Raw genomic sequence first — 26,442 nt, 5'->3', positions numbered from 1 at the left:
AACTAGAACACGTTTCATTCCTACGGAAGGCGCTCCATGGACCGGTTGTCGGGCCTCGATGCCAGCTTCTTGTACCTCGAGACCCCGGCGCAGCTGATGCACGTCTGCGGGCTGCTGGTGCTCGACGTCTCCACGATGCCGGGCGGCTACGGCTTCGAGCGCCTGCGGGCGGGGATCGAGGGCCACGTGCGCGACGTGCCGGCCTTCACCCGCCGCCTGCGCCGCGTGCCGCTGGGCCTCGACCACCCGGTGTGGGTGCGCGACAGGTCCTTCGACATCGAGCGGCACGTGCACCGGCTCGCCCTGCCCACGCCCGGCGGCTACCGCGAGCTCACCGAGCTCGCCGGTCACCTGGCGGGCCTGCCGCTCGACCGCTCCCGGCCGCTGTGGGAGATGTGGGTCATCGAGGGGTACGAGGGCGACAAGGTCGTGGTGCTGAGCAAGATGCACCACGCGACGGTCGACGGGGTCTCGGGCGCCAACCTGATCTCCCACCTGTGCGCGCTCTCGGCCACCGACGCGCCCCTGGCCCCGGCCCCCCGGGCGACGCACGGGCGCGAGCCCGGTCCGGCCGAGCTGCTGGGGCGCGGGGTGCTCAGCACCGCCACCCGCCCGCTGCAGCTCGCCCGGCTGGTCAGCCCCTCGGCCACCCTGGTGACCAGGACCGTGGGCCGGGCCCGCAACGGCACGGCGATGGCCGCCCCGCTGACGGCCCCGCGGACCTCGTTCAACGGCACCATCACCTCGCACCGCAGCATCGGTCTCGCCGACATGGACCTCGAGCAGGTGCGGGCGGTCAAGAGGGCGACCGGCACGACCGTCAACGACGTGGTGCTGGCCGTGGCCGGCGGCGCGCTGCGCTCCTACCTGCTGGACCGCGGCGAGCTGCCCACCGACTCTCTGCTGGCCACCGTGCCGGTCTCGGTGCGCAGCTCCTCGCGGCGCTCCGACGGCGCCAACAAGGTCTCCGCGCTCTTCACCCGCCTGGGCACCGACATCGAGGACCCCCTCGAGCGGGTGCGCGACCTCGCCGTGCGCAACCGGCACGCCAAGGACCACCACAACGCGATCAGCGCCGACTCGCTGCAGGACTGGGCCGAGTTCGCCGCGCCCCGCACCTTCGGTCTCGCCGTGCGCGCCTACGCCGGTCTGCGGCTGGCCGAGAAGCACCCGGTGGTGCACAACCTGGTGATCTCCAACGTGCCGGGCCCGCCCGTCCCGCTGTACTTCGTGGGCGCCCGCATCGAGGCGCTCTACCCCCTGGGGCCGGTCTTCCACGGTGCCGGGCTCAACATCACGGTGATGTCGAACGCGGGCGAGCTGCACGTCGGGGTGATCGCCTGCCGCGAGTCGATGCCCGACGTCGACGACCTGGTGCAGCGCTTCCCGGCGGCCCTCGACGAGCTGGCGGGGCTCGTGGACGGCCCCGGCGTCACCGCACCCGCGCGGTGACGGTGGCGGCCGCCTCCACGACGGCCGGCACGAACACCTCGGCCTCCAGCACGCAGGCGGCGTGGCCCGCCTCGATGTCGTGCACGGTGGCGCCCGGCACCGCGCGGGCCAGCGCGAGCTGACGAGCCGGCGGGATGACCCGGTCGCGGGTGGTCACCACGACGGCGGTCGGCGCGTCGACGCGCCCCAGCCACGGGCGGGAGTGGTGGCGCCCGAGCGCGGTGAGCGCCTCCGCCACCGCCCACGGGCTGGTGCTGCGGAACTCGCGCAGGGCCCACGCCTGGATGTCGGAGGCGTCGACGTCCAGCGCCCTGGCGGTCGAGCGGGCCGCGCGGGTGGCCACCCGGGACCGTGCGATGCCGCGCGTGCCGAGCATGGAGACCCCCATCCCGGTGAAGAACGCCCGCTCGGCCACGGTCAGCTGGAAGCGGTCGCTGGTGGCCGCCAGGACCAGGCCCGCCACCCGGTCCGGCTGCTGGCGCCAGACCCGCTGGGCGACCACGCCGCCCATCGAGTAGCCCGCGACCAGGGCCCGCTCCACGCCGAGCACGTCGAGGAGGGCCGCCACGTCGTCGGCGCAGTCGCGCAGCGAGAACCTCTCGCTGCGGATCCCCTGTCCGTGCCAGCGCTGGTCGAGCGTCACGACCCGGTAGCGCTCCGCCAGTCGGGGGATCGAGGGGAACCAGGTGAGCAGCCCGGTGCACCCCAGGGCGTGCAGCAGCACCACGGTCTGCGCCTGCGGCGACGGGCCGGGGGTGTCGGTCACGAACGTGCTGCCGCGCCCGGGCAGCTCGACGACCCGCCCCGGCGGCACCTGCACGAACGGCATGTACGTCGAGGAGGTGAGCAGGTGTCGGGGGTGCGGGACTCGCAACGGGATGCTCCTGCGCCTTCGGTTCGGCGCGCCGGTCGTGCTGGTGCAGCACTGGCGCTTGAGGTAGAACACGTTACAGTTCTTTGACGGATCACGTGTATGCAGAGAGTGGAGGCCGGGCCGTGGCGCAGGACGGGTACGACGTCGAGGAGCACCGGGAGTCGGTGGAGGCGGTGCGCGCGGTGGTGCGCGAGGCCCTCGACCGCGACGCCACCTGGGCCGACCTGGCCGCTGCCGGCCTGCTGGGCCTGCCGGTGCCCGAGGCGCACGGGGGCGAGGGGCTGGGGCTGGCCGAGGTCGGGGTGCTGCTGCACGAGACCGGGGCCCGGGCGGTCCGACTCCCGGTGTGGGAGACCCTGGCCTGCGCGGTGCCGACCCTGGTCGGGCACGGCACCGACGCCCAGCGCAAGGAGTGGCTGCCCGGCGTGGCCGCCGGTGAGGTCGTGCTCAGCCCCGCGCTGCGCGAGCGCGGGGCACGACCCGGGGACCCGCCCACCACGACGTACGCCGACGGGGCGGTGAGCGGGCGCAAGATCGCGGTCACCCACGCCCTCGACGCCGCCCGCCTGCTGGTCACCGCCCGCGACGGCGAGCGGACCGTGGTCGCGCTGGTCGACCGGCCGGCCCCGGGGTGCGGCTGGAGGAGTCGCCGTCGTCGAGCCGGATCGCCCGGCACACCGTCGTGCTCGACCTCGCCCCCGCCGAGCTGCTCGAGGACGGTGCTGCCGAGACGCTGCTCGCCCACGCGACCGCCGGCCGGTGCCTCACCGCCGCCGGCGTCCTCGCCGGCGCCCGCGACCTGACCGCGGCCCACGTCAAGGAGCGCCGCCAGTTCGGGCGCGCGCTCGCGCAGTTCCAGGCCGTCGCGATGCAGGCGGCCGACGTCTACGTCGCCGCGCGCACCACCGAGCTCGCGGCCCGCAACGCCGCCTGGCGGGTCGGCGCGGGCCTCGACGCGGGCGACGACCTCGCCGTGGCGGCGTACTGGGTGTGCGCCCAGGGGCCGGCGGCGCTGCGCACCTGCCACCACCTGCACGGCGGCACCGGCGTCGACGAGACCTATCCGCTGCACCGCTACTTCTCGTGGATCACCGACCTGGCCCACGACCTCGACACGCTCCCCGGGGACGTGCCGGTCGAGTCGGCCGCGGCCAAGAACCTCGAGCTCACCACGGCCCAGCGCGAGCTCAAGGCCGAGGTGCGTGCCTACTTCACCTCGCTGGCCGGCGAGGACGAGCACCGCGAGATGGGCGTCGACCGGCACGGCGAGACCTACCAGCGCACCGTGCGCCGGATGGGCCAGGACGGGTGGATGGGCATCGGCTGGCCCACCGAGTACGGCGGGCGCGGCCTCGGGGAGGTCGAGCAGACGATCTTCGCCAACGAGGCGCAGTGGGCCGACGTGCACCTGCCCGCGGTGACGTTGCAGACCGTCGGCCCGACCCTGATCCGCTACGGCACCCCGAAGCAGAAGGAGATGTTCCTCGAGCGCATCCTGCGCGGCGACGTGCACTTCGCGATCGGCTACTCCGAGCCCGACGCCGGCACCGACCTGGCCTCGCTGCGCACCACCGCCAGGCGCGAGGGCGACCACTACGTCGTCAACGGCCAGAAGCTGTGGACCACCGGCGGCCACCAGGCCGACTACCTGTGGCTCGCGGTGCGCACCGACCCCGACGCGCCCCAGCACCAGGGCATCTCGATCCTCATCGTCGACACCACCGACCCGGGCTACTCCTGGACGCCGATCATCACCGCCGACGGCTCCCACCACGTCAACGCGACGTACTTCAACGACGTGCGGGTGCCCGTCGACATGCTGGTCGGTGAGGAGAACCAGGGCTGGCGGCTGATCACCACCCAGCTCAACCACGAGCGGGTGATGCTCGGCCCGGCCGGGCGCATCGAGGGGCTGCGCGACCGGGTGGCCCGGTGGGCGGCCGCACAGGGGGTGCTCGACCGGCCCGACGTCGTCGACGTGATGGGTCGGGTGACCGCCGCCTTCCGGGTCAACGAGCTGCTCAACTGGGACGTCGCCCGGGCCGGCGAGCACGGCGAGGTCTCGGTCGGCGACGCGTCGTCGTCGAAGGTCTTCGCCGCCGACCAGGTCCAGCACCTGGCCGCCGACCTGGTCGGGCTCGTGCACCGGCACGGCGACCCCGCCGAGCCCGCGACCCGCGCGCTGCTGGAGTACCTGGACGCCCAGGCCAAGCGCAACCTCGTGCTCACCTTCGGTGGCGGGGTGCAGGAGGTCCAGCGTGAGCTGATCGCCCTCTTTGGGCTGGGCCTGCCGCGGGTGCCGCGATGAGCGCGGAGGTGCAGGAGCTGCACGGGGTGGCCCCCGAGGTCCACGAGCGGGTGCTGGCCGAGGCCGAGCGGATCCGTGGCTGGGGCGAGGCGGCGCAGCGGTGGGCGCGCGACCCGGTCAACCAGCCGACGATCAACAACTGGGTCGAGGCGATGGGCAACGACAACCCGCGCTGGCGCGAGGGCGAGGCGCCGCCGTCCATGGCCCAGGTGTGGACGATGTACGGCCAGGGCGGCCGGGCCGGCGACGACGACCCGCTGCACGCGATGATGGGCGTGCTCACCGACGCCGGCTTCACCGCGGTGCTCGGCACGAACTCCGGCCAGACCTACCACCGCACGCTGCGGGTGGGGGAGCGGGTGCGGGTGACGACCGCGCTCGACTCGGTGCTCGGGCCCAAGCGCACCGGCATGGGCGTGGGCTACTTCGTGACCTCGCGCTCGACCTGGTACGTCGACCACGACGGCGGCGAGTCGGAGGCGGTGGCCTCGATGCTCTTCCGGGTGCTGAAGTTCGTGCCGGGCGGTGCCTCGTGAGCTCCTCGACGAGCGCCGTGCTGCGGCCGCAGCAGAACCGCGACACCGCCTTCTTCTGGGAGGGCACCGCTGCGGGCGAGCTGCGGGTGCAGACCTGCAACGCCTGCGGGACGCTGCGGCACCCGCCCGGGCCGTCGTGCCCGGAGTGCCTCGCGCTGGACCGCGGCCACGTGGTCGTCTCGGGGCGCGGCACCGTCTTCTCCTACGTCGTGCACCGGCACCCGCCGGTGCCCGGCAAGGAGCTGCCGATCCTGATCGCGCTCGTCGAGCTCGAGGAGGGGCCGCGGATGCTCGGCGAGCTCGTCGACGTGGCCGACGACGAGGTCGAGATCGGGATGCCCGTGCAGGTCGAGCTGCGCCGCGTCGACGACGACCTGACCCTGCCGACCTGGAGGCGCGCATGACCACCCTGACCCCCGGTGCGGTGCTGCCGGAGTGGACCCTGCCGATCACGCCCACGCTGGTGGTGAGCACCGCGCTGGCCACCCGGGACTTCCAGGACGTCCACCACGACCGGGACGTCGCGCAGGCGGCCGGGTCGAAGGACATCTTCCTCAACATCCTGACCTCGACCGGGCTGGTCGAGCGCTACGTCACCGACCACCTCGGCCACCACGTCGACGTGCGCGGGATCTCGATCCGGCTGGGTGCGCCGGCCTACCCCTACGACACGCTGCGCTTCAACGGGGAGGTCGTCGGGGTCGCCGACGGGGTCGCGGAGCTGCGGGTGACCGGGGCGGTGTCGCTGGGCGACCACGTCATCGGCACCGTGCGCGTGGCCGTGGGGGAGGAGGCCGCGTGAGCCGCTCGCTGTCCGGGAGGGCCGCGATCGCGGGCATCGGCGCCACCGAGTTCTCCAAGGAGTCCGGGCGCTCGGAGCTGCAGCTGGCGGTCGAGGCGGTGCGGGCCGCCGTCGAGGACGCCGGGCTCACGATGGGCGACGTCGACGGGCTGACGACGTTCACGATGGACTCCAACAGCGAGATCGCGGTGGCCCGCGAGCTCGGCATCGGCGAGCTGCGCTTCTTCAGCCGGATCAGCTACGGCGGCGGGGCCGCCTGCGCCACCGTGCAGCAGGCCGCGATGGCCGTCGCGACGGGTGTCGCCGACGTGGTGGTCTGCTACCGCGCCTTCAACGAGCGCTCCGGCGCCCGCTTCGGCCAGGTCTCGGTGGCCGCCAACACCCAGGTCAACACCAACGGGCTCGACAACGCCTGGTCCTACCCGATGGGCCTGGGCACCCCCGCGGCCACGGTCGCGATGCAGGCACGCCGCTACATGCACGAGTACGGCGCCACCTCCGAGGACTTCGGCCGGGTGGCGGTCGCCGACCGCCGGCACGCGGCGACCAACCCGCACGCCTTCTTCCACGGCCGCCCGATCACGCTGGAGGACCACCAGGCCTCGCGGATGATCGTCGACCCGCTGCACCTGCTCGACTGCTGCCAGGAGTCCGACGGCGGGCAGGCGCTCGTGGTCGTCTCGGCCGAGCGGGCGCGCGACCTCGCGCAGAAGCCGGCGTACGTCACGGCCGCGGCGCAGGGCAGCGGGCGCGACCAGTTCGTGATGACCTCCTACTACCGCGACGACATCGGCATCCCCGAGATGGGCGTGGTCGGCCGCGAGCTGTGGCGCCAGTCGGGGCTGCGGCCCGACGACATGCCGATGGCGATCCTCTACGACCACTTCACGCCGTACGTGCTGATGCAGCTGGAGGAGCTCGGCTTCTGCGGTCGCGGCGAGGCGCCGGGGTTCGTGGCCGACGGGGCGATCGAGATCGGGGGACGGCTGCCGCTCAACACGCACGGCGGGCAGCTCGGCGAGGCCTACCTGCACGGGATGAACGGCATCGCCGAGGCGGTGCGCCAGGTGCGCGGCACCGCGGTCAACCAGGTCGAGGCCGCCTCGTCCTCGCACGTGCTGGTCACCGCCGGCACCGGTGTGCCGACCAGCGGGCTGGTGCTGTCGGCCTAGGCTCGTCGGGTGCCGACCGTCTCGCTGCTCCACACCGCCAAGGGCCGACGGCTCCCGATGCGTCCCTCCGAGCAGGTCGAGGTCGAGACCGCGCGGGGGATCGTCGGTGACCGCTACCACGGAGCCCGGCACCGCCAGGTCACGATCCAGAGCCAGCAGTCGCTCGACGAGGCCACCGAGGTCTTCGGCGCGGAGGTGCCGGCCGCGCTAACCCGGCGCAACATCACCGTCTCCGACGGCGTGGTGCCCCAGGCGCCCGGCAGCATCATCCGCGTCGGGCCGGTCGTGCTGGAGGTCGTGCGGGTCGCCGCGCCCTGCAAGCTGCTCGACGACACCATCGGGGTCGGGGCGCAGGCCGCCCTGCGCCGGCGCGGCGGGTCGGTCTGCCGGGTGCTCGAGGGCGGCGTGGTACGACTCGGCGACGCGGTCGCGCTCGACGGGGTCGACGAGTCCGAGACGCTCTTCGGCGCCGCCTATAGGGGGTGAAGCAAAGTTATCCGTGCGGCTCATTCAGCGCTACGTTGCGTCGTAGCTGGTGGTGGATAGCGCAGCGCCGGCAGCAACGCGCGGTCCCGTCCAAGATCACGAACCTGCCCTTGGGTAGTTGGCGATGAACATCGGTGGTCCGCATTAGAACGCAGCAGCGTCACGCCGGGAGCTTGTTCGACTTCGTGCGGTTGCAGCGCCAGCACAGCGTCTGCAGGTTTTCCTCGGCGGACAGGCCTCCCCGGGAGACGGGGACGATGTGGTCCACCTCCAACAGCAGGTGGGGCTCGTCGTAGACGGAGATGGAGCACTGCTGGCACGTGTAGTTGTCCCGGGTCTTGATGTGCGTCCTCAGCCGCGCGGTCATCAGGGCCCGCTGTCCAGCGGCACTCTTTCGCCAGCGAATCTTCGTGGAGAGGGTCTCGACCAGGGCATCGATCGTCCGGGTGTCCAGAGTGATTGTCGCGCGCTGCGAGCTGTTCCCACCGGCACTCACGTACTCGAAGGCATAGACGGGGTAGGGCACGCTGATCGGCGACAGCTCGACGCCGACACGCTCCATGAACTCGTGGAGGTAGTGCTTGAGGATGAAGGGAGGCGGGTCGATAGAGACCGCGATCTCTTCCTCGCGCTTCGCGAGGTTCGACACTGCGTTCTCCAGGCTGGCGATGCTCTCGCCGAGGCTCTCGACCTCAGTCAGGTTGTCCTCGGTCGCCTTGATGTTGAAGTACTTCATGAGGTACTTCAGCGGGTCGGCGCTGGCGTTGCGGACGACCTGTAGCGAGCAGTTGTGGACGTTCGGCGCGGCGTAGTTGGCGACGTTGCGGTCTCGGCGGTAGTTCCAGTTGCTGGTGTTTTCGAACGAGGCCAGCCCTGCCTGACGACCCGTCGCTGACGCCCCGAGTTGGAACGACCCCGAGTTGCGGATCTCCGCGGTGTAGTTGGTGACCTCGTTGTGCTCCGCCACCATGGCGGCGACTTCGGCCTTGTGCGCCTGGAACTCCTCGCTCGCGAAGTACCGCTCCTTGAGGATGTTCCGGATGACGAGGTACGTCGGGTAGATCGCCAGCAGGGCGAGAAGGACCACCAATTCCATGGGCGGGATCGTAAAGGCGACGACCGACAGACGACGCCGAATCCCGAGGACTCGGAGGGTGCGGTTTTACCGAGATGGCTGATCTGGCTCATCTGCTCCGGAAGCAGCGTTGGACGCCTGAAGCACGAATTAGCGGGTCGGACTTGCCTGCCATAACCGTCCGGGCGACGGCCGCGAGTGTGCTCAGCCCAGTCACCAGGCGGCGGGGGCCGGCCAGAAGGTTGGACTGTCGGCAACTACGGCCCGATTAGCATCGATCGCATGGATGGCGGACCCGCGCTCGACTGGGCGGCGCGACGGACCTCGCAGGTCACGGGTTCACGGGAATTGGTCGGCGGCTGGACGTCGACGATGCTGGCGCTGTCGACGCAGTCCCACCGAGACGTCGTCCTGCGGCTGATGGACCGGGAGCCCTGGCGCAGCCACGGCGCCGGCCTGACCACCCGCGAGAGCGAGGTGCAGCAGGCGTTGGTGGGCTCCGCTGTGCCGGCGCCGCGCTCCCTGGCCCTCGACGCCGACGGGGCGGCCTGCGGCGTCCCGGCCCACCTGATGACGCTCGTCCCCGGGGCGGTCGACGTCGACCGCGTGGACGACGAGTCGCTGGACGAGCTGGCCCGGGTGCTGGCCGCGGTCCACGACGTCCCGCCCCTCCCCGGGCTGCGGGCCTACGAGTCCTGGGCGTGGGAGGCGAAGCACGTCGTCCCGGCGTGGGCCTGCGACCGGGGTGTCTGGGAGGGCGCGTTCGACCTGCTGCGCACCGAGCCCCCCGCGCACGAGCCGCGGCTGGTCCACCGCGACTTCCACCACCGCAACGTGCTGTGGTCACGGGGGAGGGTGACCGGGGTCGTGGACTGGGTGGAGACGTCCGTCGGACCGGTGTGGCTCGACGTCGCGCACTGCTGCACCAACATCGCCGTCCGCCACGGCAGCGACCGTGCCGACGCCTTCGCCGCGGCGTACGTCGCGCGGACCGGGGCCGAGCCGCAGCCGTACTTCGACGTCATGGACGTGGTCGGCTTCCTGCCGCCGCCGGGGCGGAGCGCCTGGGTGACGGCGCACGACGAGTGCCAGCGGCTCGAGCAGCACCTGCGGCGGGTCCTGCGCCGAGCGACCGGCTAGGCGCCGAGGACCTCCTCGAAGAAGCCGAGCAGCGCCCGCACGTGGGTGTGCCGCCTGTCCCCACCGCGGAGTGGTCACAGATGACGTCGCGGCGAGCGTCGGCGGTGTCGTCAGTGACCACTCCGCGCGGGCTAGGCGCCGAGGACTTCCTCGAAGAAGCCGAGCACCCGGTCGACCGCCTCCTGGCGGCGGTGCACGGTGACGGTCGAGTGGCCCCGGCCGGGCAGGTCGACGCGGAGGAACGCGTCGCCGAGCTCGCGGTCGAGGGTGTCGAAGCGGGTCCCGGTGGTGGGGTCCTTCTCGAACTGCAGGCCCAGCACGCTGCAGCCGCGCCGCTTGACGGCGTCGAGGTCGGCGGGGGAGAGGCCCAGGTCGGCGGAGCGGCGACGACCGACGGCGAACGGCAGCGACGGCTGGCACAGCACCGGGGCGGCGACCGAGGTGTCGACGGCCATGGCGAGGGCGAACCCGCCGGTCAGGCACATTCCGAGCGCGCCGACGCCGGGGCCGCCGAGCTCGTCGTGCAGGGTGCGGGCGAGGTCGCGGAGCCAGGCGACGACCGGTGAGGTCTCCCCGGTGGCCATGACGGTGAACTCGCGGCTGATGCACACCCGGGGCAGGACCTTCGCGACCTGCCCCACGCTCATCGGGCGGCCGGCCTCACCGAAGAGGTGCGGCAGCACCACGGTGTAGCCGGCGTCGACGAGCTCGTCGGCGAAGCCGACCACCTCGGCGGTCAGGCCGGGGATCTCGTGCACCACGACCACGCCGGGGCCGGTGCCGCGGCGGTACGTCGCGTGGGTGACCCCGTCGAGGGTGTGCGAGCCGGGGGTCCAGGAGCCGGGCCAGTCCGGCCGGTCGGGCTGCGTCATGCGCCGACTCTAGGGGCGACGGCGCACCTAGGGTGGGCACATGCCCGGTCCCGTCCAGCCCGACCACCGCTTCCCCGTCGAGGACGGGGAGCGGCCCGCCCAGCTGCAGCACGACCTGCGACGCGTCCTGGTGGTCGCGACCTGGGTGCTGGCGGGCTTCGTCGTCCTCGCGCAGCTGCCATGGGTCGTCGCGGCCTTCGCCGATGGCCCGGGTGCGGGCTGGTGGTGGCTGTCGTCGATCGTGCCGCGCGTGTCGGTCCTCCTGGCGGTCCCGGTGGCCACGCTGCTCGGTCTCGCCTGGGTGGGCGCGGGTTCCGGCCGCCCGGGCTCCGCCGCCGCGCGCGAGCCGTCCACGTGCGCCAGCACCCTGGCCAGCGTCGCCCTGCTGGTCCTGGTCCTGGAGATCCTGCTGGTCGGCACGGTCGTGGCGATGACCTGGGCCGGCTGACCCCGCGGGTGAGGGACCAGCCCGAGCCGCCTGCCTAGGGTCGGGTCATGCCGTCGACCGCGCACGTGCGGCTGGTGCTGCCGCACCAGCTCTTCGTCGAGCACCTCGAGGCGCCGAGCGGCACCGTCTTCGTGCTGGTCGAGCACGACCTGCTCTTCCGGCAGTACCGCTTCCACACCCACAAGCTGGTCCTGCACCGGGCCAGCATGCGCCGGTTCGCGGACCGGCTGCACGAGGCGGGCTTCACCGTCGAGCAGGTCGACACCGACGGGCGCACCACCAGCCGGCGGGCGCTCGCCACGCTCGTCGAGCGGCTCGCGCCGCAGCAGGTGACGGCGTACGACGTCGTGGACGACTGGCTCAGCCGCGACCTGACCGCGGCGCTGGCCGACGGGGGCTACGCGCTGCGCCCCGAGGACGTCCTTGGTCTGGGTTCCAGACGAGTTGGATCTTGGTCGGGAGATCGCTGATTTCTCGCGCGCTGTACGAGCGGCGAGTGCGTGCACTCGAGTCCTCAAGAGAGAGTTCGCTGACATGTACCCCCATGGGCGACCCTGGTAGCGACATCGCGACTCAGTGCTGCGAGAAGCACTGGGTGGGCACGCGGCGTCGGAGGACCCCGACCAATGCGCGTACGTCGGGCGGCGTCTGAAGTTCTCGACGCAAGGGGCGAGTACTTTGCGACGGTGAGACGTCCTGGCCGTAGGCGTTTCGCCTTCGTTCGGCTGTGCTTACGAGAATTCGCACCTAAGCCAGGCTGGTCGAATTTGCTGACGGCTCAACGTACTCAAGGGCCTCTTTCATCAAAGATTCAGATCGATCCAAGAAATACGACAGCACTTCGCGCTGCTTCAAGGCACCCTTGCTAGGTGTTCTGCCCGGGGAGGTTGGGCACGCGGTCGATGGGTGACTTGCCTTTGAGGCTGGTGTGGCCGCGGTGGTGATTGTAGTGATGGAGCCACTCCGGGTAGGCGGACGCGCGGTCGGCTTCTGAGGTGTAGGCGCAGGCGTAGGCCCATTCCTCGAGCAGGGTGCGGTTGAAGCGTTCGACCTTGCCGTTGGTCTGGGGCCGGTAGGGGCGGGTGCGGCGGTGTTTGACGTCCTGGCCCAGGGTCGCGGCCCAGAGCCGTGATCGGTAGCAGGAGCCGTTGTCGGTCAAGACGGCGCTGACCGCGATGCCGTGCTCGGCGAAGTAGGCGCGGGCGCGTTGCCAGAACCCTGCGGCGGTCTCCTTGCGTTCGTCGGTGAGGATCTCGGAGTAGGCCAGCCGGGAGTGGTCGTCTACGGCGTGGTGGAGGTAGACGTAGCCGCGCGAGGGTGTGGCACCGGAGCGGGCGGCCCGGTCGCGTGTGGCGCCGGCGCTGCGGTCTTGGGCTGATCCGCGGCCGTGGACGCGCCAGCCGCCGCCGTCGGGGATCTTGCCGAGCTTCTTGATGTCGACGTGGACCAGATCGCCCGGTGCGGCGTGCTCGTAGCGTCGCTTGTCCCGCGAGGAGGTCTTGATCCGGGTGCCGGTGGCGGGGTCGGTCCACTTCAGCCGTGGGCAGCCGTAGCGGCGCAGGACCTGGTGGACGGTCGAGGGGTTCTGCCCGAGGTGGTAGGCGATCCGGGCCGGTCCCCAGCGCCGGGTGACTCGCAGGCTCACGATCCGACGCTCGGTTCGTCGGGGCAGCTGGTTTGGGCAGCGGTGCGGTCGTGAGGACCGGTCGACCATGCCGGCCCTGCCGGATTCGCGGTAACGCAGGGCCCAGCGGCGGGCGGTGGTGATGCTGACGGAGAACCGTTCGGCGGCACGGGCGTAGGTCCAGTCGTGGTCGACGACGAGCTGGGCCAGACGCAGTCGCCCGGCTGGGGTGAGGGTGGCGTTAGCGTGGGTCATGAAGACCTCCGTGGTGGATGTGGTTGCTGTGGTAGCTCCACACCTCACCCGGAGGTCTTCGTCATGGTCCAGCCGACCCGCCGTACCTAACGTCCGTGGTCAGAACAGCTAGGGCGCGAGGCAAGGAACTCGCCAACCGACGGCGCGGAAATGGGAGCGACAGTGAGCATGGTGGTCAAAGTGCGTAGATACTTACCCTTGCTCTCGACGCTGTCGTGCGCGACATGATTTCTCAGGCTTCGCATCCAGCCCATTTGTTGAGAAAAACTCGCCAAGCTTAAACCAATCGGATTTTCCTCGCCGAAGAACACTAGTGAGCGCGCTCGTACTGCAGTGGCATCGGTCCAGTCGACCCACTTGTTACCTGCCCCGAGAAGGACTACGTTCGCGTGAGACCTATCTCGTGCACTCAGACAGCTAGGAACCTCGTGCCCCGCCAATGTATATTCCCCGAGCATGTAAGCTACAAAGGTCTTTTCAAGGCTCGTTTCTAGAGTTCGGAATGCGCGCATGAGTATGGACTCATAGACCAGGTGCAGCCCCTGATCGGGAATGTCAGTGTCGAGTACCTTTGCCCTCAGTTCCCGGCACGTCGAGAGCTGCGCGGAGAAGTCCTCCCATGTGGATTGAGCGGTCGGGCTCATGCCTTGATAGAGGACAGGCGAGCAGAGATGAACTCCGATCGGAAAAGTCGCTTGTCTTCATCGGTAGTCGCCCGTCGTGAAGCTTCGACGAACCTGTCCATCCCATCGAAGACCCCGTCTACGTCGCCCGCAGCAAACGCATCGAATTCTGCGGATATGTCGTCCAGGACAATCCGCACATCACGTGGCCGCATAGGGGCGATCGGCTTCGTGACAAGGCTCGGACGCTGCAGGAGCATGTTAGCGACTGAGATGAACATGGAGTAGAACAGGTGAATTCTTCTGAAGTTCGTATTTGCTAGATCCTGCGGGTCGTATACCTCGCCGATGAAGCGCATCACATCGTCAAAGGCTTCAGCCTGGGCGTTGACTTCTGCCTCGGAGGCATCCCCGTCGTATCGCTTATAGTGTGCGGGGATCTGCTTCTTCGGGGAAACCCCATCCAGGAGTGCCCCGAGTAGGTCGGCTGAGAGCTCGACCTCCGCCATGCGAGCGACTTGGGAAACGGTTAGTACTTTTGCATCGATCCAGTACTCAGCGTATCGGTGTCCCAGAGTATGAGCCGTCGTTTTGAACGCACCTAAGTAGGTTGCGTTCAAGAGTTCTGTTGCGTTCAGTTTTACCGAGTAGGTGTTCAATCGAGCGAAAGTATCCAGCAGTTCGCTTAGTTCTGTTTCGAATAAAACGTCAACGCCAATCTCGTACTGCCATACCGATTGCTGCACTTCTGGGGGAAGTTCTTCGTACAGGAGGCCCGCATGCTGGGAGTTGTGACCCCTTAAGACGGTAAAACTGCCATCCAAGTACTCAAGAATGGCGCGCAGCCGTTGTTGACCGTCAACAACGGTACGCACATTCTTTCCATCAATCAGGGACTGTGTGATTAAGACTTTGGGCATTGGCTTGCCCCGCAAAACGGTGTCTATAAGATACGACTTCGCTTGGCGAGTCCAAACTGACCTGCGCTGAAATTTGGGATCCAGGATCAGACGACCAGCCGCGTTCCATTCCGCGAAGTCCGAGATGCTGTACGCCCGGGTATCAAAATTCTTCATCCTGCTCCTAGATCGACCTGTCACGAGGCATCGACGCTCTGGACCTTAACTCGTTGACGCTAAGTCGACGTGGCAACGCGCAGTCGATCGTCATCAGCACCAACGACCGCTGGTGGCTGATCCTGTGACCGCCAAGCACGGATGCTGCTGTGCGATGTCTAGGCGCGGTGATGGTCCCTAACGTCCACGCGATGAGCCAGTTCGCCTCCGGCGAGGCGGTCACCACCAAGCCGTACGTGTCGGGGTCCAACTACCTGCGCAAGATGAGCGACCTGCCGCGCGGCGACTGGGAGGCCGACTGGGACGCGCTCTACTGGACCTTCGTGCGCGACCACCACGCGGTCTTCGCCGGCAACCCGCGCTCGCGGATGATCGCCAACCTCTACGACCGGATGGAGCCCGCGACGAAGGCTGTCCACAGCCGGCGCGCCGCTCGGTGGCTCAGCTGACGAGCTTGAGGCCCACGATGCAGCCGACCAGGCCCACCAGCAGCGCGACGCGCGCCAGGTCGGCGGGCTCGTCGCCGGTGACCATCGCGTAGGCGACCGTCAGCGACGCGCCGATGCCGACCCACACGGCGTACGCCGTGCCGACCGGCAGGGTGCGCATCGCCTGCGCCAGGCCGAGCATGCTGAGCACCACCGCGACGCCGAAGACGACCGACGGCACCGGTCGGCTCAGCCCGTCGGACCGGCCCAGGGCCGTGGCCCACACCGCTTCGAGGACACCGGAGATCACGAGCACGAACCAGGCCATGCGGGTGATCGTGGCACGGGGGTGCCGGGGCAGGATGGGCGGATGCCGCGCCTGCACTCCTTCGAGCTGGTCCCCGACGACGCCGGGCAGGAGGCGGTGCGCGCCCAGTGGCAGGCGCTGCGCGACGCGGGCCTGCCCTCGCAGCTCGACCACCGTGGCAGCACCAACGCCCCGCACGTCAGCGTCGTGGAGGCCGAGCAGCTGCCCGACGCCGCCTTCGACGTGGCCCGGGCCCGGCTCGCCCCGCTGCTGCCGGTCACCGCGCTGGTCGGCGGCGTGCTCCTGCTGGGCGAGGGCCGGGTCACCCTGGCGCGGCCCGTCCAGCTCGCCGACGACGTCGTACGCCGCGTGCTCGCGGTGCGCGTGCAGGTCCCGGAGCGGCGCCACCTGGGCTGGGTGCCGCACGTGACGCTGGCGCGCCGCCTGGAGCCGGGCGACATGCCGCGGGCGCTGGAGGCGCTGGCCGGTGTCGACGCCGACCTCGAGCTGCGCCTGGGCGGGCTGCGGCACTGGGACCCCGACGCCGGCGAGGTGCACGACCTGTGAGTCGCCCGCGGCGCGGCCCGCGCGCCACGTAGGTTGGGCGCATGCTCGACCAGCCACTCGACGCGACCCAGCAGCGTGTCCTCGGCGCCCTGCTGGAGAAGCAGGTGACCGTCCCGGCCTCGTACCCGATGACGCTCGGCGCCCTGCGCACCGCCTGCAACCAGTCCAGCAGCCGCGACCCGGTCACCGACCTGGACGAGGAGCAGGTCAAGCAGACCGCCCACGCGCTCAAGGAGCGCGGCCTGCTGCGGATCGTGTGGTCCGACACCGGGCGCCGCACCCTGAAGTACCACCAGGCCCTCGACGAGGTGCTGGGCCTGGGCGACGACGAGCGGGCGCTGCTCACCGTGCTGCTGCTGCGCGGGGCGCAGTCGCCGGGCGAGCTGCGCACCCGCACCGAGCGGCTGCACACCTTCGCCGACCGCGACGAGGTGGCCGCCTGCCTGGCCCGGCTCGCCGCGCGCGAGGAGCCGCTGGTCCGCCAGCTCGAGCGCCGCCCCCGCGAGCAGGACCACCGGTGGGTGCACCTGCTGGGGCCCGCCGAGGCCGAGCCGGCCCCCGCGGCGGCTGCCCCGGTCGACCGGGAGAGCCCGTTGGCCGACGGCCCGGAGCGCCGCGACGAGCGGGTCCGCGCGGCGTACGCCGCCGTGGCCGGGCCCTACGCCGAGCGCTTCGCCGGTGAGCTCGACGACCTGCCGTTCGAGCGCTGGCTGCTCGAGCGGGTCGTGCGGGCCGCCGACGGGCTGCCGGTCGTCGACGCGGGCTGCGGGCCGGGCCACGTGACCGCCCACCTGGCGGGTCTGGGGGCCGACGCCCGCGGCCTGGACCTGACCCCCGAGATGGTCGCCCAGGCGCGCGAGCGGCACCCTGGGGTCCGCTACGAGACCGGCGACCTGCGCCGTCTGATGCGCCCGGAGTCCGCCGCCGGCTGGGGCGCGGTGCTGGCCTGGCACTCGCTGACCCACCTCGCCGGCTCCGAGCTGCCCGACGCGCTGGCCGCGCTGGCCCGCCCGCTGGCGCCCGGGGGAGTGCTGCTGGTCGCCCTTCAGGCCGGCCACGAGGTGCGCCGCCTGGACAGCTGGTTCGACGTCGACCTCGGGGAGGGCGGCCTCGGGTTCGTGCAGCACGACCCGGCCGAGGTCGTGGCGGCCGTCGAGGCGGCCGGCCTGGTCGACGTGGAGAGGTTCGTGCGCGGCCCGCGGGCGGCGCTGGGCGAGACCAGCCAGCGCCTCTACGTGCTGGGCGGGCAGCCCTGATGGGCCGCTGGGGCGGCTCGGCCGCGCTGCTGGTGGCGGCCGGGGTGATGCTCGGCAGCGACCCGGGCGTCGGCTCGGTGGTCGGCGCGCTGGTGATGATCGTGCTGGCGTTCCTGCTCTCTCCGCTGCTGTTCCCCAGCTCGCCGGGCGACGCGGCCGGGCGCAAGCGGGGGCGCGAGGAGCGGTTGCCGGTCGTCTACTGGCGACCGGGCTGCCACCACTGCCTCAAGCTGCGCCTGGGCCTGCTGCTGACCGGCAGGCGCGTCGTCTGGGTCGACATCTCCAGCGACCCCGACGCCCTCGCGCGCGTGCGCAGCGTCAACGGCGGCGACGCGACCGTGCCGACGGTGTTCTCGCGCGGGACCGTGCGCACGGCGCCGACGGTGCGGTGGGTCCGCGAGCAGCTCGACGCTCGCTGACCGGCGCCCTCGCGGCGGCTCAGACCGACGGGCGTTGGTTGAGGAGGTTGCGCAGCAACGGTCGCGAGACCCCCGGCCCACCCGACGTACGGCGGGCGCGGCGCTCACCGGGTCTCGGCGACGCTCCTCGCTGGCGCTCGTCGCTGCTCGAACAACGACATCGTTGGTTGAGGAGGCTGCGCAGCAACCGTCTCGAAACCCCGCAATCACCCGGCGTACGGCGGGCGCGGCGCTCACCGGGTCTCGGCGACGCTCCTCGCTGGCGCTCGTCGCTGCTCGACCAACGGGGGCTCCACTCCTCGCTGGCGCTCGTCGCTGCTCGACCAACGACGTGGCCGGTGCGCGACCTCAGGCGAGGTCGAGGACGCAGTCGGCCAGCACCGGCGAGCCGTCGCGCCCACCACCGACGACCGTGGCCGAGGCGACGACCCGGTCACCCTCGCGCCAGCCCCGCACCCCGATCGTCTCCCCGGGGAAGACCACCCCCGCGAAGCGGGCGGTGAACCCGCCGACCGCGGCGGCGTCGCCGTCGAGCAGCTGCTCGGTCAGCTCGCGCAGCACGATGCCGTACGAGCACAGCCCGTGCAGGATCGGAGCGGGGAAGCCGGCGGCCTGCGCGAAGGCGGGGTCGGCGTGCAGCGGGTTGCGGTCGCCGCAGAGCCGGTAGAGCAGCGCCTGCTGCGGGGTGACGGCGTACGACGTCTCGGTGTCGGGCGCCCGGTCGGGCAGCTCGACGGTCGCCGACGTGCCGCGCTCGCCGCCCCAGCCGCCCTCGCCGCGCACGAAGATCGACGAGCGGGTGGTCCACAGGGCGGTGCCGTCGTCGGTGGTGGCGGTGGCCTCCTGCCAGATGACGGCCGCCCTGCCCTTGTCCCACACGTCGCTGATCCGCGTCGACACGCTCGCCGAGCCCGACGGGGGCAGCGGGGCGTGCACGGTGATCGACTGCGAGCCGTGCACCACCTGGGCGAGGTCGATGTCGCAGCCGGGCAGGTCGAGCGGCGGCGGGTCGGTCTCGTGGAAGGTGGGCGCGACCACGCCGAAGGACGGCAGCACCTGCAGGCCGGGGCCGTCGAGGGTCCAGCGCAGCGCCGCCTCGTCGACCTGGTCGCCGGGGCGCCAGCCCGCGCCGATGCCGAGGTGGTAGAGCAGCACGTCGCTGGGGTCCCAGGAGAAGGTGCGGGCGCCGAGGTCGGCGCCGATCGCGAGGTCGGGGTCGATGGGCATCAGTGGGCCTCCTGCCCGGTCAGGTGCTCGACGGCGAGGTAGCCGAAGGTGAGGGCGGGTCCGATGGTGGCACCGGGGCCCGCGTAGGTGCGGCCCATCACCGCCGACGAAACGTTGCCCGCGGCGTAGAGCCCCTCGATCACCGAGCCGTCGGGGCGCAGCACCCGGGCGGTCTCGTCGGTGACCAGCCCGCCCTTGGTGCCGAGGTCGCCGGGCACGATCTTGACGGCGTAGAACGGCCCCTGGTCGATGCGGTGCAGCGACGGGTTCGGCGTGACCCTCGGGTCCGAGTAGTACTTGTCGTAGGCGGAGTCGCCGCGGTGGAAGTCCTCGTCGACACCCGTGGCGGCGAAGCCGTTGAACCGCTCCACGGTCGCGGTCAGGTGGGCGGCGGGCACCCCGATCTGCTCGGCCAGGCCCTCGAGCGAGTCGGCCTTCCTGATCACGCCCTCCTTGTACCAGCGCCCGGGGAAGGGCTGGCGCGGGCCGAGCCCGGCGAAGAGGTAGCGGTTGCGGTAGCGCTGGTCGATGACCATCCAGGCCGGCACGTGCTGCACGCCGGTGGCCTCGCCGGCGTAGATCTCGTGGACGGCCTCGACGTAGGGCAGGGCCTCGTTCATGAAGCGGCGCCCGTCGCCGTTGACGATGATCGAGCCGGGCAGGTTGCGCTCGGCCAGGCAGAACCACGGCCGCCCCGGCAGCGGGATCGTGGGGCCCCACCAGGAGTCTTCGAGCAGGTCGGTCTGCGCGCCGGCGGCGATGCCGGCCAGCAGCCCGGCGCCGGTGTTGAACTGCGACCCGGTGGTCCACTCGACCGAGGTCGGCTGCGGCTGGTACTTCTCGCGCAGCTCCAGGTTGCGCTCGAAGCCACCGCTGCCCAGCACCACGCCGCGGCGCGCGCGGATCTCGTGGCGCTGTCCGTCGCGGGTGACCCGGATGCCCACGACGCGACCGTCCTCGAGCACCAGCTCGTCGAGCGCGGTGTCGTAGGCGACCGGCACGCCGGCCTCGACGAGACCCTGGCGCAGGCCGATGACGATGGCGTTGCCCATCGCGTACATCCGGCGCCCGCGCAGGCCGGCGACGACCCGCTTCACCAGCACCCGCAGCATCGTGGCCGGGCCGCGCCAGGTGCGCATGCCCAGGCTGATCTTCCGGAAGTCGGCCTGGGTGACGATCATGTTGGCCGGCGCCTTGGTGTACGGCGGGTGCAGCCGCTCGAGCTCCTCGCCCAGGAACGAGGCGTCGAGCGGCACCGGCTCGCAGCTGCGCCCCGCCGCCCGCCCGCCCGGCTGCTCGGGCAGGTAGTCGCTGTAGCCGGGCACCCACGCGAAGCGCAGGGGGGTGCGCTCGCGCAGGAAGTCCAGCACCTCGGGGCCGCGGCGCAGATAGGTCTCGCGGCGCTCCAGCGGCACCGCGTCGCCCACGATCGCCTGGAGGTAGGCCATCGCCTGCTCGTGGTCGTCGGGGTCGACCTGGCCGGCCTCGCGCAGCGCGTAGTTGCCGGGGATCCACACGCCTCCGCCGGAGCGGGCGGTCGAGCCGCCGAAGTAGCCGCTCTTCTCGACCAGGAGGGTGTCGTGCCCGGCGGCACCGGCGGCCAGCGCGGCGGTCATCCCGGCGCCGCCGGCGCCCACGACGACGACGTCGACCTCGGTGGGCAGGGGGTCGGTGGCAGTGATGGTGCCGGTGGTGCTGCCGTTGGTGCTGCTGGAGGCGGCTCGAGGAGCGCGCGGCGTACCCGTCATGGCGCAAAACTGTAACAGGTTCTAGCATGGCGCCCGTGAGCAACCAGAAGCTGACCGCCGCCATCGTCGGGCCCGGCAACATCGGCACCGACCTGATGTACAAGCTGCTGCGCAGCGAGCACGTCGAGCCCCGCTGGATGATCGGCGTCGACCCGGCGTCCGAGGGCCTGCGCCTGGCCGCCGAGCGCGGCCTCGAGGCCTCCCACGAGGGCGTCGACTGGCTGCTGGCGCAGGACGAGCTGCCCGACCTGGTCTTCGAGGCGACCTCGGCCCACGTGCACCGCGAGTACGCCCCGCGCTACGAGGCGGCCGGCATCCGCGCCGTCGACCTGACGCCCGCGGCCGTCGGTCCCGCGGTCATCCCGCCGGTCAACGGCGAGGCCCACGCCGAGGCGCCCAACGTCAACATGATCACCTGCGGCGGCCAGGCCACCATCCCGATGGTCGCCGCGGTCTCGCGGGCCGTGCAGGACGTCGGTGGGGTGTCGTACGCCGAGATCGTCGCCTCGGTCTCCTCGATGTCGGCCGGCCCCGGCACCCGGGCCAACATCGACGAGTTCACCCGCACGACCGCGGCCGGGGTCGAGAGCATCGGCGGGGCCGCGCGCGGCAAGGCCATCATCATCCTCAACCCCGCCGAGCCGCCGATGATCATGCGCGACACGATCTACTGCGCGGTCCCGCCCGAGGCCGACCGCGACGCGATCCTGACCTCGGTGACCGCGATGGAGAAGGCGGTGCAGGAGTACGTGCCGGGCTACCGGCTCCTCCAGGAGCCGCAGCTCGACGAGCCCTCGCCGGCCACGCAGGGCCAGCTCAAGGTCTCGGTCTTCGTCGAGGTCGAGGGCGCCGGCGACTACCTGCCGCCCTACGCCGGCAACCTCGACATCATGACCGCCGCCGCGGCCCGCGTCGGCGACACCATCGCCCGATCGATGCAGGCCCTGGCCCTGGGAGCGACCCGATGAACCACTCGACCGGCATCGACGACCTGTCCCGCACCTGGAGCGGGCGCCACGGCGGCGACCTCGACCTGCGGCTGACCGACACCTGCCTGCGCGACGGCTCGCACCACAAGCGCCACCAGTTCACCACCACCGAGGTGCGCGACATCGTGGCCGCGCTCGACGCCTCCGGCGTGCCGGTGATCGAGGTGACCCACGGCGACGGCCTGGGCGGTTCGTCGTTCAACTACGGCTTCTCGCACACCCCCGAGCAGGAGCTGATCCGCACCGCCGCCGAGACGGCCGTGCGGGCCCGGATCGCGTTCCTGATGCTGCCGGGCGTGGGCACCAAGGACGACATCCGCGCCGCGCAGGACAACGGCGGTCAGATCTGCCGGATCGCCACGCACTGCACCGAGGCCGACACCTCGATCCAGCACTTCGGGCTGGCCCGCGAGCTCGGCCTCGAGACCGTCGGCTTCCTGATGATGAGCCACACCCAGCCGCCGGAGGTGCTGGCCCGCCAGGCGCGGGTCATGGTCGAGGCCGGCTGCCAGTGCGTGTACGTCGTCGACTCGGCCGGCGCGCTGGTGATGGAGCAGACCGCGGACCGGGTCTCGGCGGTGGTCGCCGAGATCGGCGACGTCGCCGACGTGGGCTTCCACGGCCACGAGAACCTCGGGCTGGGCGTCGCCAACACCGTCATCGCCGCTCGGGCCGGCGCCACCCAGATCGACGGGTCGGTGCGCCGCTTCGGCGCGGGCGCGGGGAACACGCCCCTGGAGGCCTTCATCGGGGTCTGCGACAAGCTCGGGTGGCGCACCGGGGTCGACTTCCTGCAGGTCGTCGACGCCTCCGAGGACGTGATCCGCCCGGCGATGCCCGAGGAGTGCCGCCTCGACCGGATGACGCTGATGATGGGCTACGCCGGCGTCTACTCCAGCTTCCTCAAGCACGCCGGGAACGCCGCCGAGCGCTACGACGTCTCCGGCGCCAAGATCCTGCTCGAGGCCGGCCGGCGCAAGCTGATCGGGGGCCAGGAGGACCAGCTCGTCGACATCGCGCTGATGCTGCGCGCCGAGGCCGACAAGGCGGCCGCGAACGGGTGAGGGTCGGTTACTTGTCCCTAACTAGAACGTGTTCTAGTCTTGATGGAACACGTTCCACCGACAGGAGATTGCGATGACCCAGGCTGTTCTCGACGGCGTGCGCGACCTGCTCCCGGGCCTCCGGGAGCGCGCAGACGAGGCCGAGCGTCTCCGGGTGGTGCCCGACGCCAACATCAAGGAGCTGGAGGAGACCGGCTTCTTCAAGCTCCTGCAGCCGCGCCGCTTCGACGGCCACGAGGCCGACCCGGTCGACTTCTACACCGCGGTGCGCGACATCGCCTCGGCCTGCGGCTCCACCGGCTGGGTGAGCAGCGTCGTGGGCGTGCACCCCTGGCAGGTCGCGCTGTTCGCCGACGAGGCGCAGCAGGCGGTGTGGGGCGAGGACACCAGCACCCGGCTCTCCTCCTCCTACGCACCCACCGGCAAGGCCGTGGTCACCGAGGGCGGCTACCGGCTCTCGGGCAAGTGGAGCTTCTCCTCCGGCGCCGACCACTGCAGCTGGGTGCTGCTCGGCGGCCTGGTCTTCGACGGCGACGGCAACGTCGTCGACTTCAAGACGTTCATGGTCCCGCGCTCGGACTACGCCATCAACGACGTGTGGCACATGGTCGGGCTCGCCGGCACCGGCTCCAACGACATCGTCGTCGAGGACGTGTTCGTGCCCGAGGCCTTCACCCTCTCGATGGGCGAGACCGGCTCCTGCCGCGGGCCGGGCCAGGCGCAGAACACCAGCGACCTCTACAAGCTGCCCTTCCACTCGATCTTCACCGGCACCATCACCACCCCGATCATCGGGATGGCGATGGGCGCCTACGCCGAGCACGTCGAGATGCAGCAGCAGCGCAGCCGGGCGGCGTACCTGGGGGAGAAGGCCTCGAAGGACCCCTTCGCGATGGTGCGCATCGCCCGTGCCTCCAGCGAGATCGACGCCGCCTGGGCGCTGCTGGTGGGCAACATCCGCGAGGAGCAGGCCCACGTGGCCAGGGGCGAGCAGATCCCGCTGCGGCTGCGCCTGAAGGTGCGCCGCGACCAGGTCATCGGCTCCCAGCGCGCCATCGACGCCATCGACGAGCTCTTCGAGGCCTCCGGCGGCCGGGCGCTGACCCAGGGCACCTACCTGCAGCGCGCCTGGCGCGACGCCCACGCCGGGCGGGTGCACGCCGCGAACGACCCCGAGCGGGCGCTGCAGATGTTCGGCGCCCACGAGTTCGGCCACAAGGTCGACCCGGGGATGTACTGACGTGACCCCCGACTCCGTCCGGCACGAGGCCACCGTCGCCACCGACGCCGCGGGCAAGCTCACCCTGCGCTACTACGAGGCGGGGTCGCCCACCGACGTGGGCGCCGGGCTGCCGCTGGTGATGCTGCACGGCGGCGGGCCGGGCGCCTCGTCGTGGTCGAACTTCGGCCCGGCGCTGCCCGGCTTCGCCGAGTCGTTCCGCACGATCCTGGTCGACCAGCCCGGCTTCGGCGGCTCCGACAAGCCGCCGGTGGTGGGCAACTACTACCGCTTCGCCGCCGACGCGGTCGTGGCGCTGCTCGACGAGCTGGGCATCGAGCGGGTGCACCTGCTGGGCAACAGCCTCGGCGGCGGCACCGCGATGCGGCTCGCGCTGTCGTACCCCGACCGGGTCGGCCGGCTGGTGCTGATGGGCCCGGGCGGGCTGTCGCTCAACCTCTTCCACGCCGACCCGACCGAGGGGGTGCAGCGGCTGATGGAGTTCGGGGGCGACCCGACGCCCGAGCGGCTGCGCGCCTTCATCTCGACCATGGTCGTCGACCAGTCGCTGGTCACCGACGAGCTGGTCGCCGCCCGGTACGCCGACGCCACCGCCCCCGGGGCGCAGGAGGCGATGCGCTCGATGGGGATGTCCTTCTGGAACCCCGAGACCGCCGAGGACGGCATGCTCTGGCGCGAGGCGCACCGGCTGCGCAAGCACACCCTGCTGACCTGGGGCCGCGAGGACCGCGTCAACCCGCTCGACGGGGCGATGGTCGCGCTCAAGCTGATCCCGCGCGCCAGCCTGCACGTCTTCCCGAACTGCGGTCACTGGGCCCAGATCGAGGCCGCCGAGGAGTTCCGCGAGGTGGCCACCGCCTTCCTCGCCCGCCACCACGAGAGGGCCCGCCCGTGAGCATCGACATCCGTTCCATGGGCTACGTGCGCGTGGCCAGCACCGACCCCGAGCAGTGGCGCCACTTCGCCACCAAGGTCCTCGGCCTGGCCGAGGGGCGCGGCCCGCACCCCGACCACCTCTACTTCCGCATCGACGCGGTCTCGGCGCGGCTCGTGGTGGTGCCCGCCGACGTCGACCAGCTGGCCTGCACCGGCTGGGAGGTCGCCGACCACCGGGCGCTGCAGGCCGCGCGCGAGCACCTCAAGGAGGCCGGGGTCGCCTACGAGGAGGGCACCGCCGAGGAGCTCGACGAGCGCCGCGTCCAGGAGCTGGTGCGCTTCGAGGACCCCTTCGGCAACGTCTTCGAGCTCTTCCACGGCATCACCTACGAGTCGCGCCCCGTCGTGACGCCGTACGGCGCCCGCTTCGTGACCGGCGACCAGGGGATGGGCCACATCGTGGTGCCCGTCGACGACGACGTCGAGGCGCTGCGCTTCTACTCCGAGGTGCTCGGCTTCCGGCTGCGCGACTCGATGAGCATGCCCGGCGAGTTCGTCGGCAAGGAGCCCGGCTCGAAGGTGTGGCTGCGCTTCCTGGGCGTCAACCCGCGCCACCACTCGCTGGCCTTCCTGCCGATGCCGAACCCGGCCCGCTGCGTGCACATCATGCTCGAGGTCGAGGAGCTCGACGACGTGGGCCGCGCCCTGGAGCGGGTGCGCAAGCACGGGGCCCCGTTGTCGGCGACCCTGGGCCGCCACATGAACGACGAGATGGTCTCCTTCTACGTCCGCTCGCCGGGCGGGTTCGACATCGAGTTCGGCACCGACGGGCTGCAGGTCGACGACGCGCGGTGGGTCGCGCGGGAGTCGACGGCCGTCTCCTACTGGGGGCACGACTTCTCGGGTGGGCAGTGATGTCTAAGGTCGAGGTCATGTCGGAGCACCCCCAGATCCCCGAGGGGATGAGCGCTGACGCCCGGGAGACCTGGCCCAGCCCCGAGCTGATCGAGTCCTGGCTCGGCGACTCGGTCTACGACCTGCACCTCGGGCCCGGCGACGAGGTGGCCGTGGCCGCCGACGCCCCGGCCGCGGCCGCCGCCGCGCGTCGCTTCCGCGACGTGCTGAGCCAGTTCGGCTCCGGCGTGACGGTCGTGACCACGATGAGCGGCGACGAGCCGGTCGGGATGACCTGCCAGTCCTTCTCCAGCGTCTCCCTCGACCCCCCGCTGGTGATGTTCGTGCCCGCCAAGAGCTCGCGGGCCTGGCCGCTGATCCAGCGCGCCGGCCGCTTCTGCGTCAACGTGCTGGCCGCCGACCAGGCGGGGCTGTCCAACCAGATGGCCAGCCGCGGCGTCGACAAGTTCGCCGGCGTCGACTGGACCCCCTCGCGCCACACCGGCTCGCCGGTGCTCAGCGGCACCCTGGCCCACGTCGACTGCACCGTGCACGCGGTGCACGAGGCCGGCGACCACTACGTGGTGATCGGCCGCGCCCTCGACCTGCAGGTCGGGCCCGAGGACGCCGACCCGCTGCTGTTCTTCCGCGGCCAGTACCGCACCACCGCACCCGACTGACCTC

At 71.5% G+C, this 26,442-nt stretch carries 29 protein-coding genes; 21 read left to right on the top strand and 8 right to left on the bottom strand.

Annotated elements, in window-relative coordinates:
* Nucleotides 1–36 precede the first annotated feature (36 nt).
* A complete protein-coding gene (locus H0S66_RS18715) occupies nucleotides 37–1,452 on the top strand; it encodes a WS/DGAT/MGAT family O-acyltransferase (RefSeq protein ID WP_179616702.1) in 1,416 nt (471 codons plus the stop codon).
* On the opposite strand, the gene H0S66_RS18710 is transcribed toward H0S66_RS18715, so the two are convergent.
* Complete coding sequence (locus H0S66_RS18710) at nucleotides 1,433–2,326, bottom strand: alpha/beta fold hydrolase (protein ID WP_246305180.1); 894 nt, start codon at nucleotides 2,324–2,326, stop codon at nucleotides 1,433–1,435. The two genes, H0S66_RS18715 and H0S66_RS18710, sit on opposite strands and share 20 nt — an antisense overlap.
* Nucleotides 2,327–2,448: 122 nt before the next feature.
* Here H0S66_RS18710 and H0S66_RS20705 point away from each other — a divergent pair, with 122 nt between their 5' ends.
* From H0S66_RS20705 to H0S66_RS18685, 7 genes are read left to right on the top strand one after another with little or no spacing between them, the layout of a single operon-like run.
* The gene (locus H0S66_RS20705) at nucleotides 2,449–3,129 is read left to right on the top strand and encodes an acyl-CoA dehydrogenase family protein (RefSeq protein ID WP_258016991.1); all 681 of its coding nucleotides are present in this window, start codon (nucleotides 2,449–2,451) and stop codon (nucleotides 3,127–3,129) included.
* The gene (locus tag H0S66_RS18705) at nucleotides 3,033–4,634 is read left to right on the top strand and encodes an acyl-CoA dehydrogenase family protein (RefSeq protein ID WP_258017234.1); all 1,602 of its coding nucleotides are present in this window, start codon (nucleotides 3,033–3,035) and stop codon (nucleotides 4,632–4,634) included. Before H0S66_RS20705 ends, H0S66_RS18705 begins: the two co-directional genes overlap by 97 nt.
* Nucleotides 4,631–5,170, top strand: coding sequence for an FAS1-like dehydratase domain-containing protein (locus tag H0S66_RS20175; RefSeq protein WP_218876372.1), 540 nt, complete (start codon nucleotides 4,631–4,633; stop codon nucleotides 5,168–5,170). Before H0S66_RS18705 ends, H0S66_RS20175 begins: the two co-directional genes overlap by 4 nt.
* Nucleotides 5,167–5,574, top strand: coding sequence for a Zn-ribbon domain-containing OB-fold protein (locus tag H0S66_RS20170; protein ID WP_219633591.1), 408 nt, complete (start codon nucleotides 5,167–5,169; stop codon nucleotides 5,572–5,574). The genes H0S66_RS20175 and H0S66_RS20170 overlap by 4 nt, the downstream gene beginning before the upstream one ends.
* Nucleotides 5,571–5,972 (top strand): MaoC/PaaZ C-terminal domain-containing protein, encoded by a 402-nt coding sequence (locus tag H0S66_RS18695; RefSeq protein WP_179616700.1) that lies wholly within the window; start codon nucleotides 5,571–5,573, stop codon nucleotides 5,970–5,972. Before H0S66_RS20170 ends, H0S66_RS18695 begins: the two co-directional genes overlap by 4 nt.
* Nucleotides 5,969–7,144 (top strand): lipid-transfer protein, encoded by a 1,176-nt coding sequence (locus H0S66_RS18690; RefSeq protein ID WP_179616699.1) that lies wholly within the window; start codon nucleotides 5,969–5,971, stop codon nucleotides 7,142–7,144. Before H0S66_RS18695 ends, H0S66_RS18690 begins: the two co-directional genes overlap by 4 nt.
* 9 nt (nucleotides 7,145–7,153) lie before the next feature.
* Nucleotides 7,154–7,630: an MOSC domain-containing protein gene (locus tag H0S66_RS18685; protein WP_218876371.1), complete on the top strand. Its 477-nt coding sequence runs from the start codon at nucleotides 7,154–7,156 to the stop codon at nucleotides 7,628–7,630.
* Nucleotides 7,631–7,790: 160 nt separating this feature from the next.
* On the opposite strand, the gene H0S66_RS18680 is transcribed toward H0S66_RS18685, so the two are convergent.
* Nucleotides 7,791–8,726: an HNH endonuclease gene (locus tag H0S66_RS18680; RefSeq protein WP_179616698.1), complete on the bottom strand. Its 936-nt coding sequence runs from the start codon at nucleotides 8,724–8,726 to the stop codon at nucleotides 7,791–7,793.
* Between the two features lie 261 nt (nucleotides 8,727–8,987).
* Between H0S66_RS18680 and H0S66_RS18675 the strand changes: the two genes are divergently transcribed.
* Nucleotides 8,988–9,845, top strand: coding sequence for a phosphotransferase family protein (locus tag H0S66_RS18675; protein WP_179616697.1), 858 nt, complete (start codon nucleotides 8,988–8,990; stop codon nucleotides 9,843–9,845).
* 131 nt (nucleotides 9,846–9,976) lie between these two features.
* On the opposite strand, the gene H0S66_RS18670 is transcribed toward H0S66_RS18675, so the two are convergent.
* Complete coding sequence (locus tag H0S66_RS18670; RefSeq protein WP_179616696.1) at nucleotides 9,977–10,717, bottom strand: dienelactone hydrolase family protein; 741 nt, start codon at nucleotides 10,715–10,717, stop codon at nucleotides 9,977–9,979.
* 40 nt (nucleotides 10,718–10,757) lie between these two features.
* Between H0S66_RS18670 and H0S66_RS18665 the strand changes: the two genes are divergently transcribed.
* Nucleotides 10,758–11,165, top strand: a complete 408-nt coding sequence (locus H0S66_RS18665; protein ID WP_179616695.1) for a hypothetical protein — start codon at nucleotides 10,758–10,760, stop codon at nucleotides 11,163–11,165.
* Nucleotides 11,166–11,212: 47 nt separating this feature from the next.
* Nucleotides 11,213–11,635, top strand: coding sequence for a cryptochrome/photolyase family protein (locus H0S66_RS18660; RefSeq protein ID WP_179616694.1), 423 nt, complete (start codon nucleotides 11,213–11,215; stop codon nucleotides 11,633–11,635).
* 395 nt (nucleotides 11,636–12,030) lie between these two features.
* Here the strand turns inward: H0S66_RS18660 and H0S66_RS18655 are convergent, their stop codons facing one another.
* Both H0S66_RS18655 and H0S66_RS18650 read right to left on the bottom strand, forming a co-directional pair.
* The gene (locus tag H0S66_RS18655; RefSeq protein WP_179532377.1) at nucleotides 12,031–13,044 is read right to left on the bottom strand and encodes an IS481 family transposase; all 1,014 of its coding nucleotides are present in this window, start codon (nucleotides 13,042–13,044) and stop codon (nucleotides 12,031–12,033) included.
* Nucleotides 13,045–13,684: 640 nt separating this feature from the next.
* Entirely contained in the window at nucleotides 13,685–14,743 is a 1,059-nt protein-coding gene (locus H0S66_RS18650; protein WP_179616693.1) for a DUF262 domain-containing protein, read from the bottom strand.
* A 191-nt stretch (nucleotides 14,744–14,934) separates the two neighbouring features.
* Between H0S66_RS18650 and H0S66_RS18645 the strand changes: the two genes are divergently transcribed.
* The gene (locus H0S66_RS18645; RefSeq protein ID WP_218876370.1) at nucleotides 14,935–15,192 is read left to right on the top strand and encodes a hypothetical protein; all 258 of its coding nucleotides are present in this window, start codon (nucleotides 14,935–14,937) and stop codon (nucleotides 15,190–15,192) included.
* On the opposite strand, the gene H0S66_RS18640 is transcribed toward H0S66_RS18645, so the two are convergent.
* On the bottom strand, nucleotides 15,185–15,499 hold the full coding sequence (locus H0S66_RS18640) for a DMT family transporter (protein WP_179616692.1): 315 nt from the start codon (nucleotides 15,497–15,499) through the stop codon (nucleotides 15,185–15,187). The genes H0S66_RS18645 and H0S66_RS18640 overlap by 8 nt on opposite strands.
* A 42-nt stretch (nucleotides 15,500–15,541) precedes the next feature.
* Here H0S66_RS18640 and H0S66_RS18635 point away from each other — a divergent pair, with 42 nt between their 5' ends.
* Genes H0S66_RS18635 through H0S66_RS18625 form a run of 3 tightly spaced genes read left to right on the top strand, consistent with a single transcriptional unit; the run spans nucleotide 15,542 to nucleotide 17,720 of the window.
* Nucleotides 15,542–16,045, top strand: a complete 504-nt coding sequence (locus tag H0S66_RS18635; protein ID WP_179616691.1) for a 2'-5' RNA ligase family protein — start codon at nucleotides 15,542–15,544, stop codon at nucleotides 16,043–16,045.
* A 41-nt stretch (nucleotides 16,046–16,086) separates the two neighbouring features.
* On the top strand, nucleotides 16,087–17,301 hold the full coding sequence (locus H0S66_RS18630; RefSeq protein ID WP_179616690.1) for a DUF480 domain-containing protein: 1,215 nt from the start codon (nucleotides 16,087–16,089) through the stop codon (nucleotides 17,299–17,301).
* The gene (locus H0S66_RS18625) at nucleotides 17,301–17,720 is read left to right on the top strand and encodes a glutaredoxin domain-containing protein (protein WP_179616689.1); all 420 of its coding nucleotides are present in this window, start codon (nucleotides 17,301–17,303) and stop codon (nucleotides 17,718–17,720) included. Before H0S66_RS18630 ends, H0S66_RS18625 begins: the two co-directional genes overlap by 1 nt.
* A 348-nt stretch (nucleotides 17,721–18,068) precedes the next feature.
* Here H0S66_RS18625 and H0S66_RS18620 read toward each other — a convergent pair whose 3' ends face one another.
* A complete protein-coding gene (locus tag H0S66_RS18620; RefSeq protein WP_179616688.1) occupies nucleotides 18,069–18,947 on the bottom strand; it encodes a MaoC/PaaZ C-terminal domain-containing protein in 879 nt (292 codons plus the stop codon).
* The gene (gene kstD / locus H0S66_RS18615) at nucleotides 18,947–20,695 is read right to left on the bottom strand and encodes a 3-oxosteroid 1-dehydrogenase (RefSeq protein ID WP_179616687.1); all 1,749 of its coding nucleotides are present in this window, start codon (nucleotides 20,693–20,695) and stop codon (nucleotides 18,947–18,949) included. Before kstD ends, H0S66_RS18620 begins: the two co-directional genes overlap by 1 nt.
* A 35-nt stretch (nucleotides 20,696–20,730) precedes the next feature.
* Between kstD and H0S66_RS18610 the strand changes: the two genes are divergently transcribed.
* The 6 genes from H0S66_RS18610 (at nucleotide 20,731) to H0S66_RS18585 (ending at nucleotide 26,438) form a co-directional block, all read left to right on the top strand.
* Nucleotides 20,731–21,663: an acetaldehyde dehydrogenase (acetylating) gene (locus H0S66_RS18610; RefSeq protein WP_276529357.1), complete on the top strand. Its 933-nt coding sequence runs from the start codon at nucleotides 20,731–20,733 to the stop codon at nucleotides 21,661–21,663.
* On the top strand, nucleotides 21,660–22,748 hold the full coding sequence (dmpG, locus tag H0S66_RS18605; RefSeq protein WP_179616685.1) for a 4-hydroxy-2-oxovalerate aldolase: 1,089 nt from the start codon (nucleotides 21,660–21,662) through the stop codon (nucleotides 22,746–22,748). The genes H0S66_RS18610 and dmpG overlap by 4 nt, the downstream gene beginning before the upstream one ends.
* Before the next feature lie 73 nt (nucleotides 22,749–22,821).
* Nucleotides 22,822–23,988, top strand: coding sequence for a 3-hydroxy-9,10-secoandrosta-1,3,5(10)-triene-9,17-dione monooxygenase oxygenase subunit (gene hsaA, locus H0S66_RS18600; RefSeq protein ID WP_179616684.1), 1,167 nt, complete (start codon nucleotides 22,822–22,824; stop codon nucleotides 23,986–23,988).
* A gap of 1 nt (nucleotide 23,989) precedes the next feature.
* The gene (hsaD, locus tag H0S66_RS18595) at nucleotides 23,990–24,883 is read left to right on the top strand and encodes a 4,5:9,10-diseco-3-hydroxy-5,9,17-trioxoandrosta-1(10),2-diene-4-oate hydrolase (RefSeq protein WP_219633590.1); all 894 of its coding nucleotides are present in this window, start codon (nucleotides 23,990–23,992) and stop codon (nucleotides 24,881–24,883) included.
* Nucleotides 24,880–25,779: an iron-dependent extradiol dioxygenase HsaC gene (gene hsaC / locus H0S66_RS18590; protein ID WP_276529356.1), complete on the top strand. Its 900-nt coding sequence runs from the start codon at nucleotides 24,880–24,882 to the stop codon at nucleotides 25,777–25,779. The genes hsaD and hsaC overlap by 4 nt, the downstream gene beginning before the upstream one ends.
* 17 nt (nucleotides 25,780–25,796) lie before the next feature.
* Nucleotides 25,797–26,438, top strand: a complete 642-nt coding sequence (locus H0S66_RS18585; protein WP_246305179.1) for a flavin reductase family protein — start codon at nucleotides 25,797–25,799, stop codon at nucleotides 26,436–26,438.
* Nucleotides 26,439–26,442 lie beyond the last annotated feature (4 nt).

The sequence above is a fragment of the Nocardioides marinisabuli genome (genome assembly GCF_013466785.1).
In the GTDB taxonomy this organism is placed as follows: Bacteria; Actinomycetota; Actinomycetes; order Propionibacteriales; family Nocardioidaceae; genus Nocardioides; species Nocardioides marinisabuli.
Note: the sequence above shows the minus strand (reverse complement) of the source record. Positions and strands in the feature narration are given on the sequence as shown.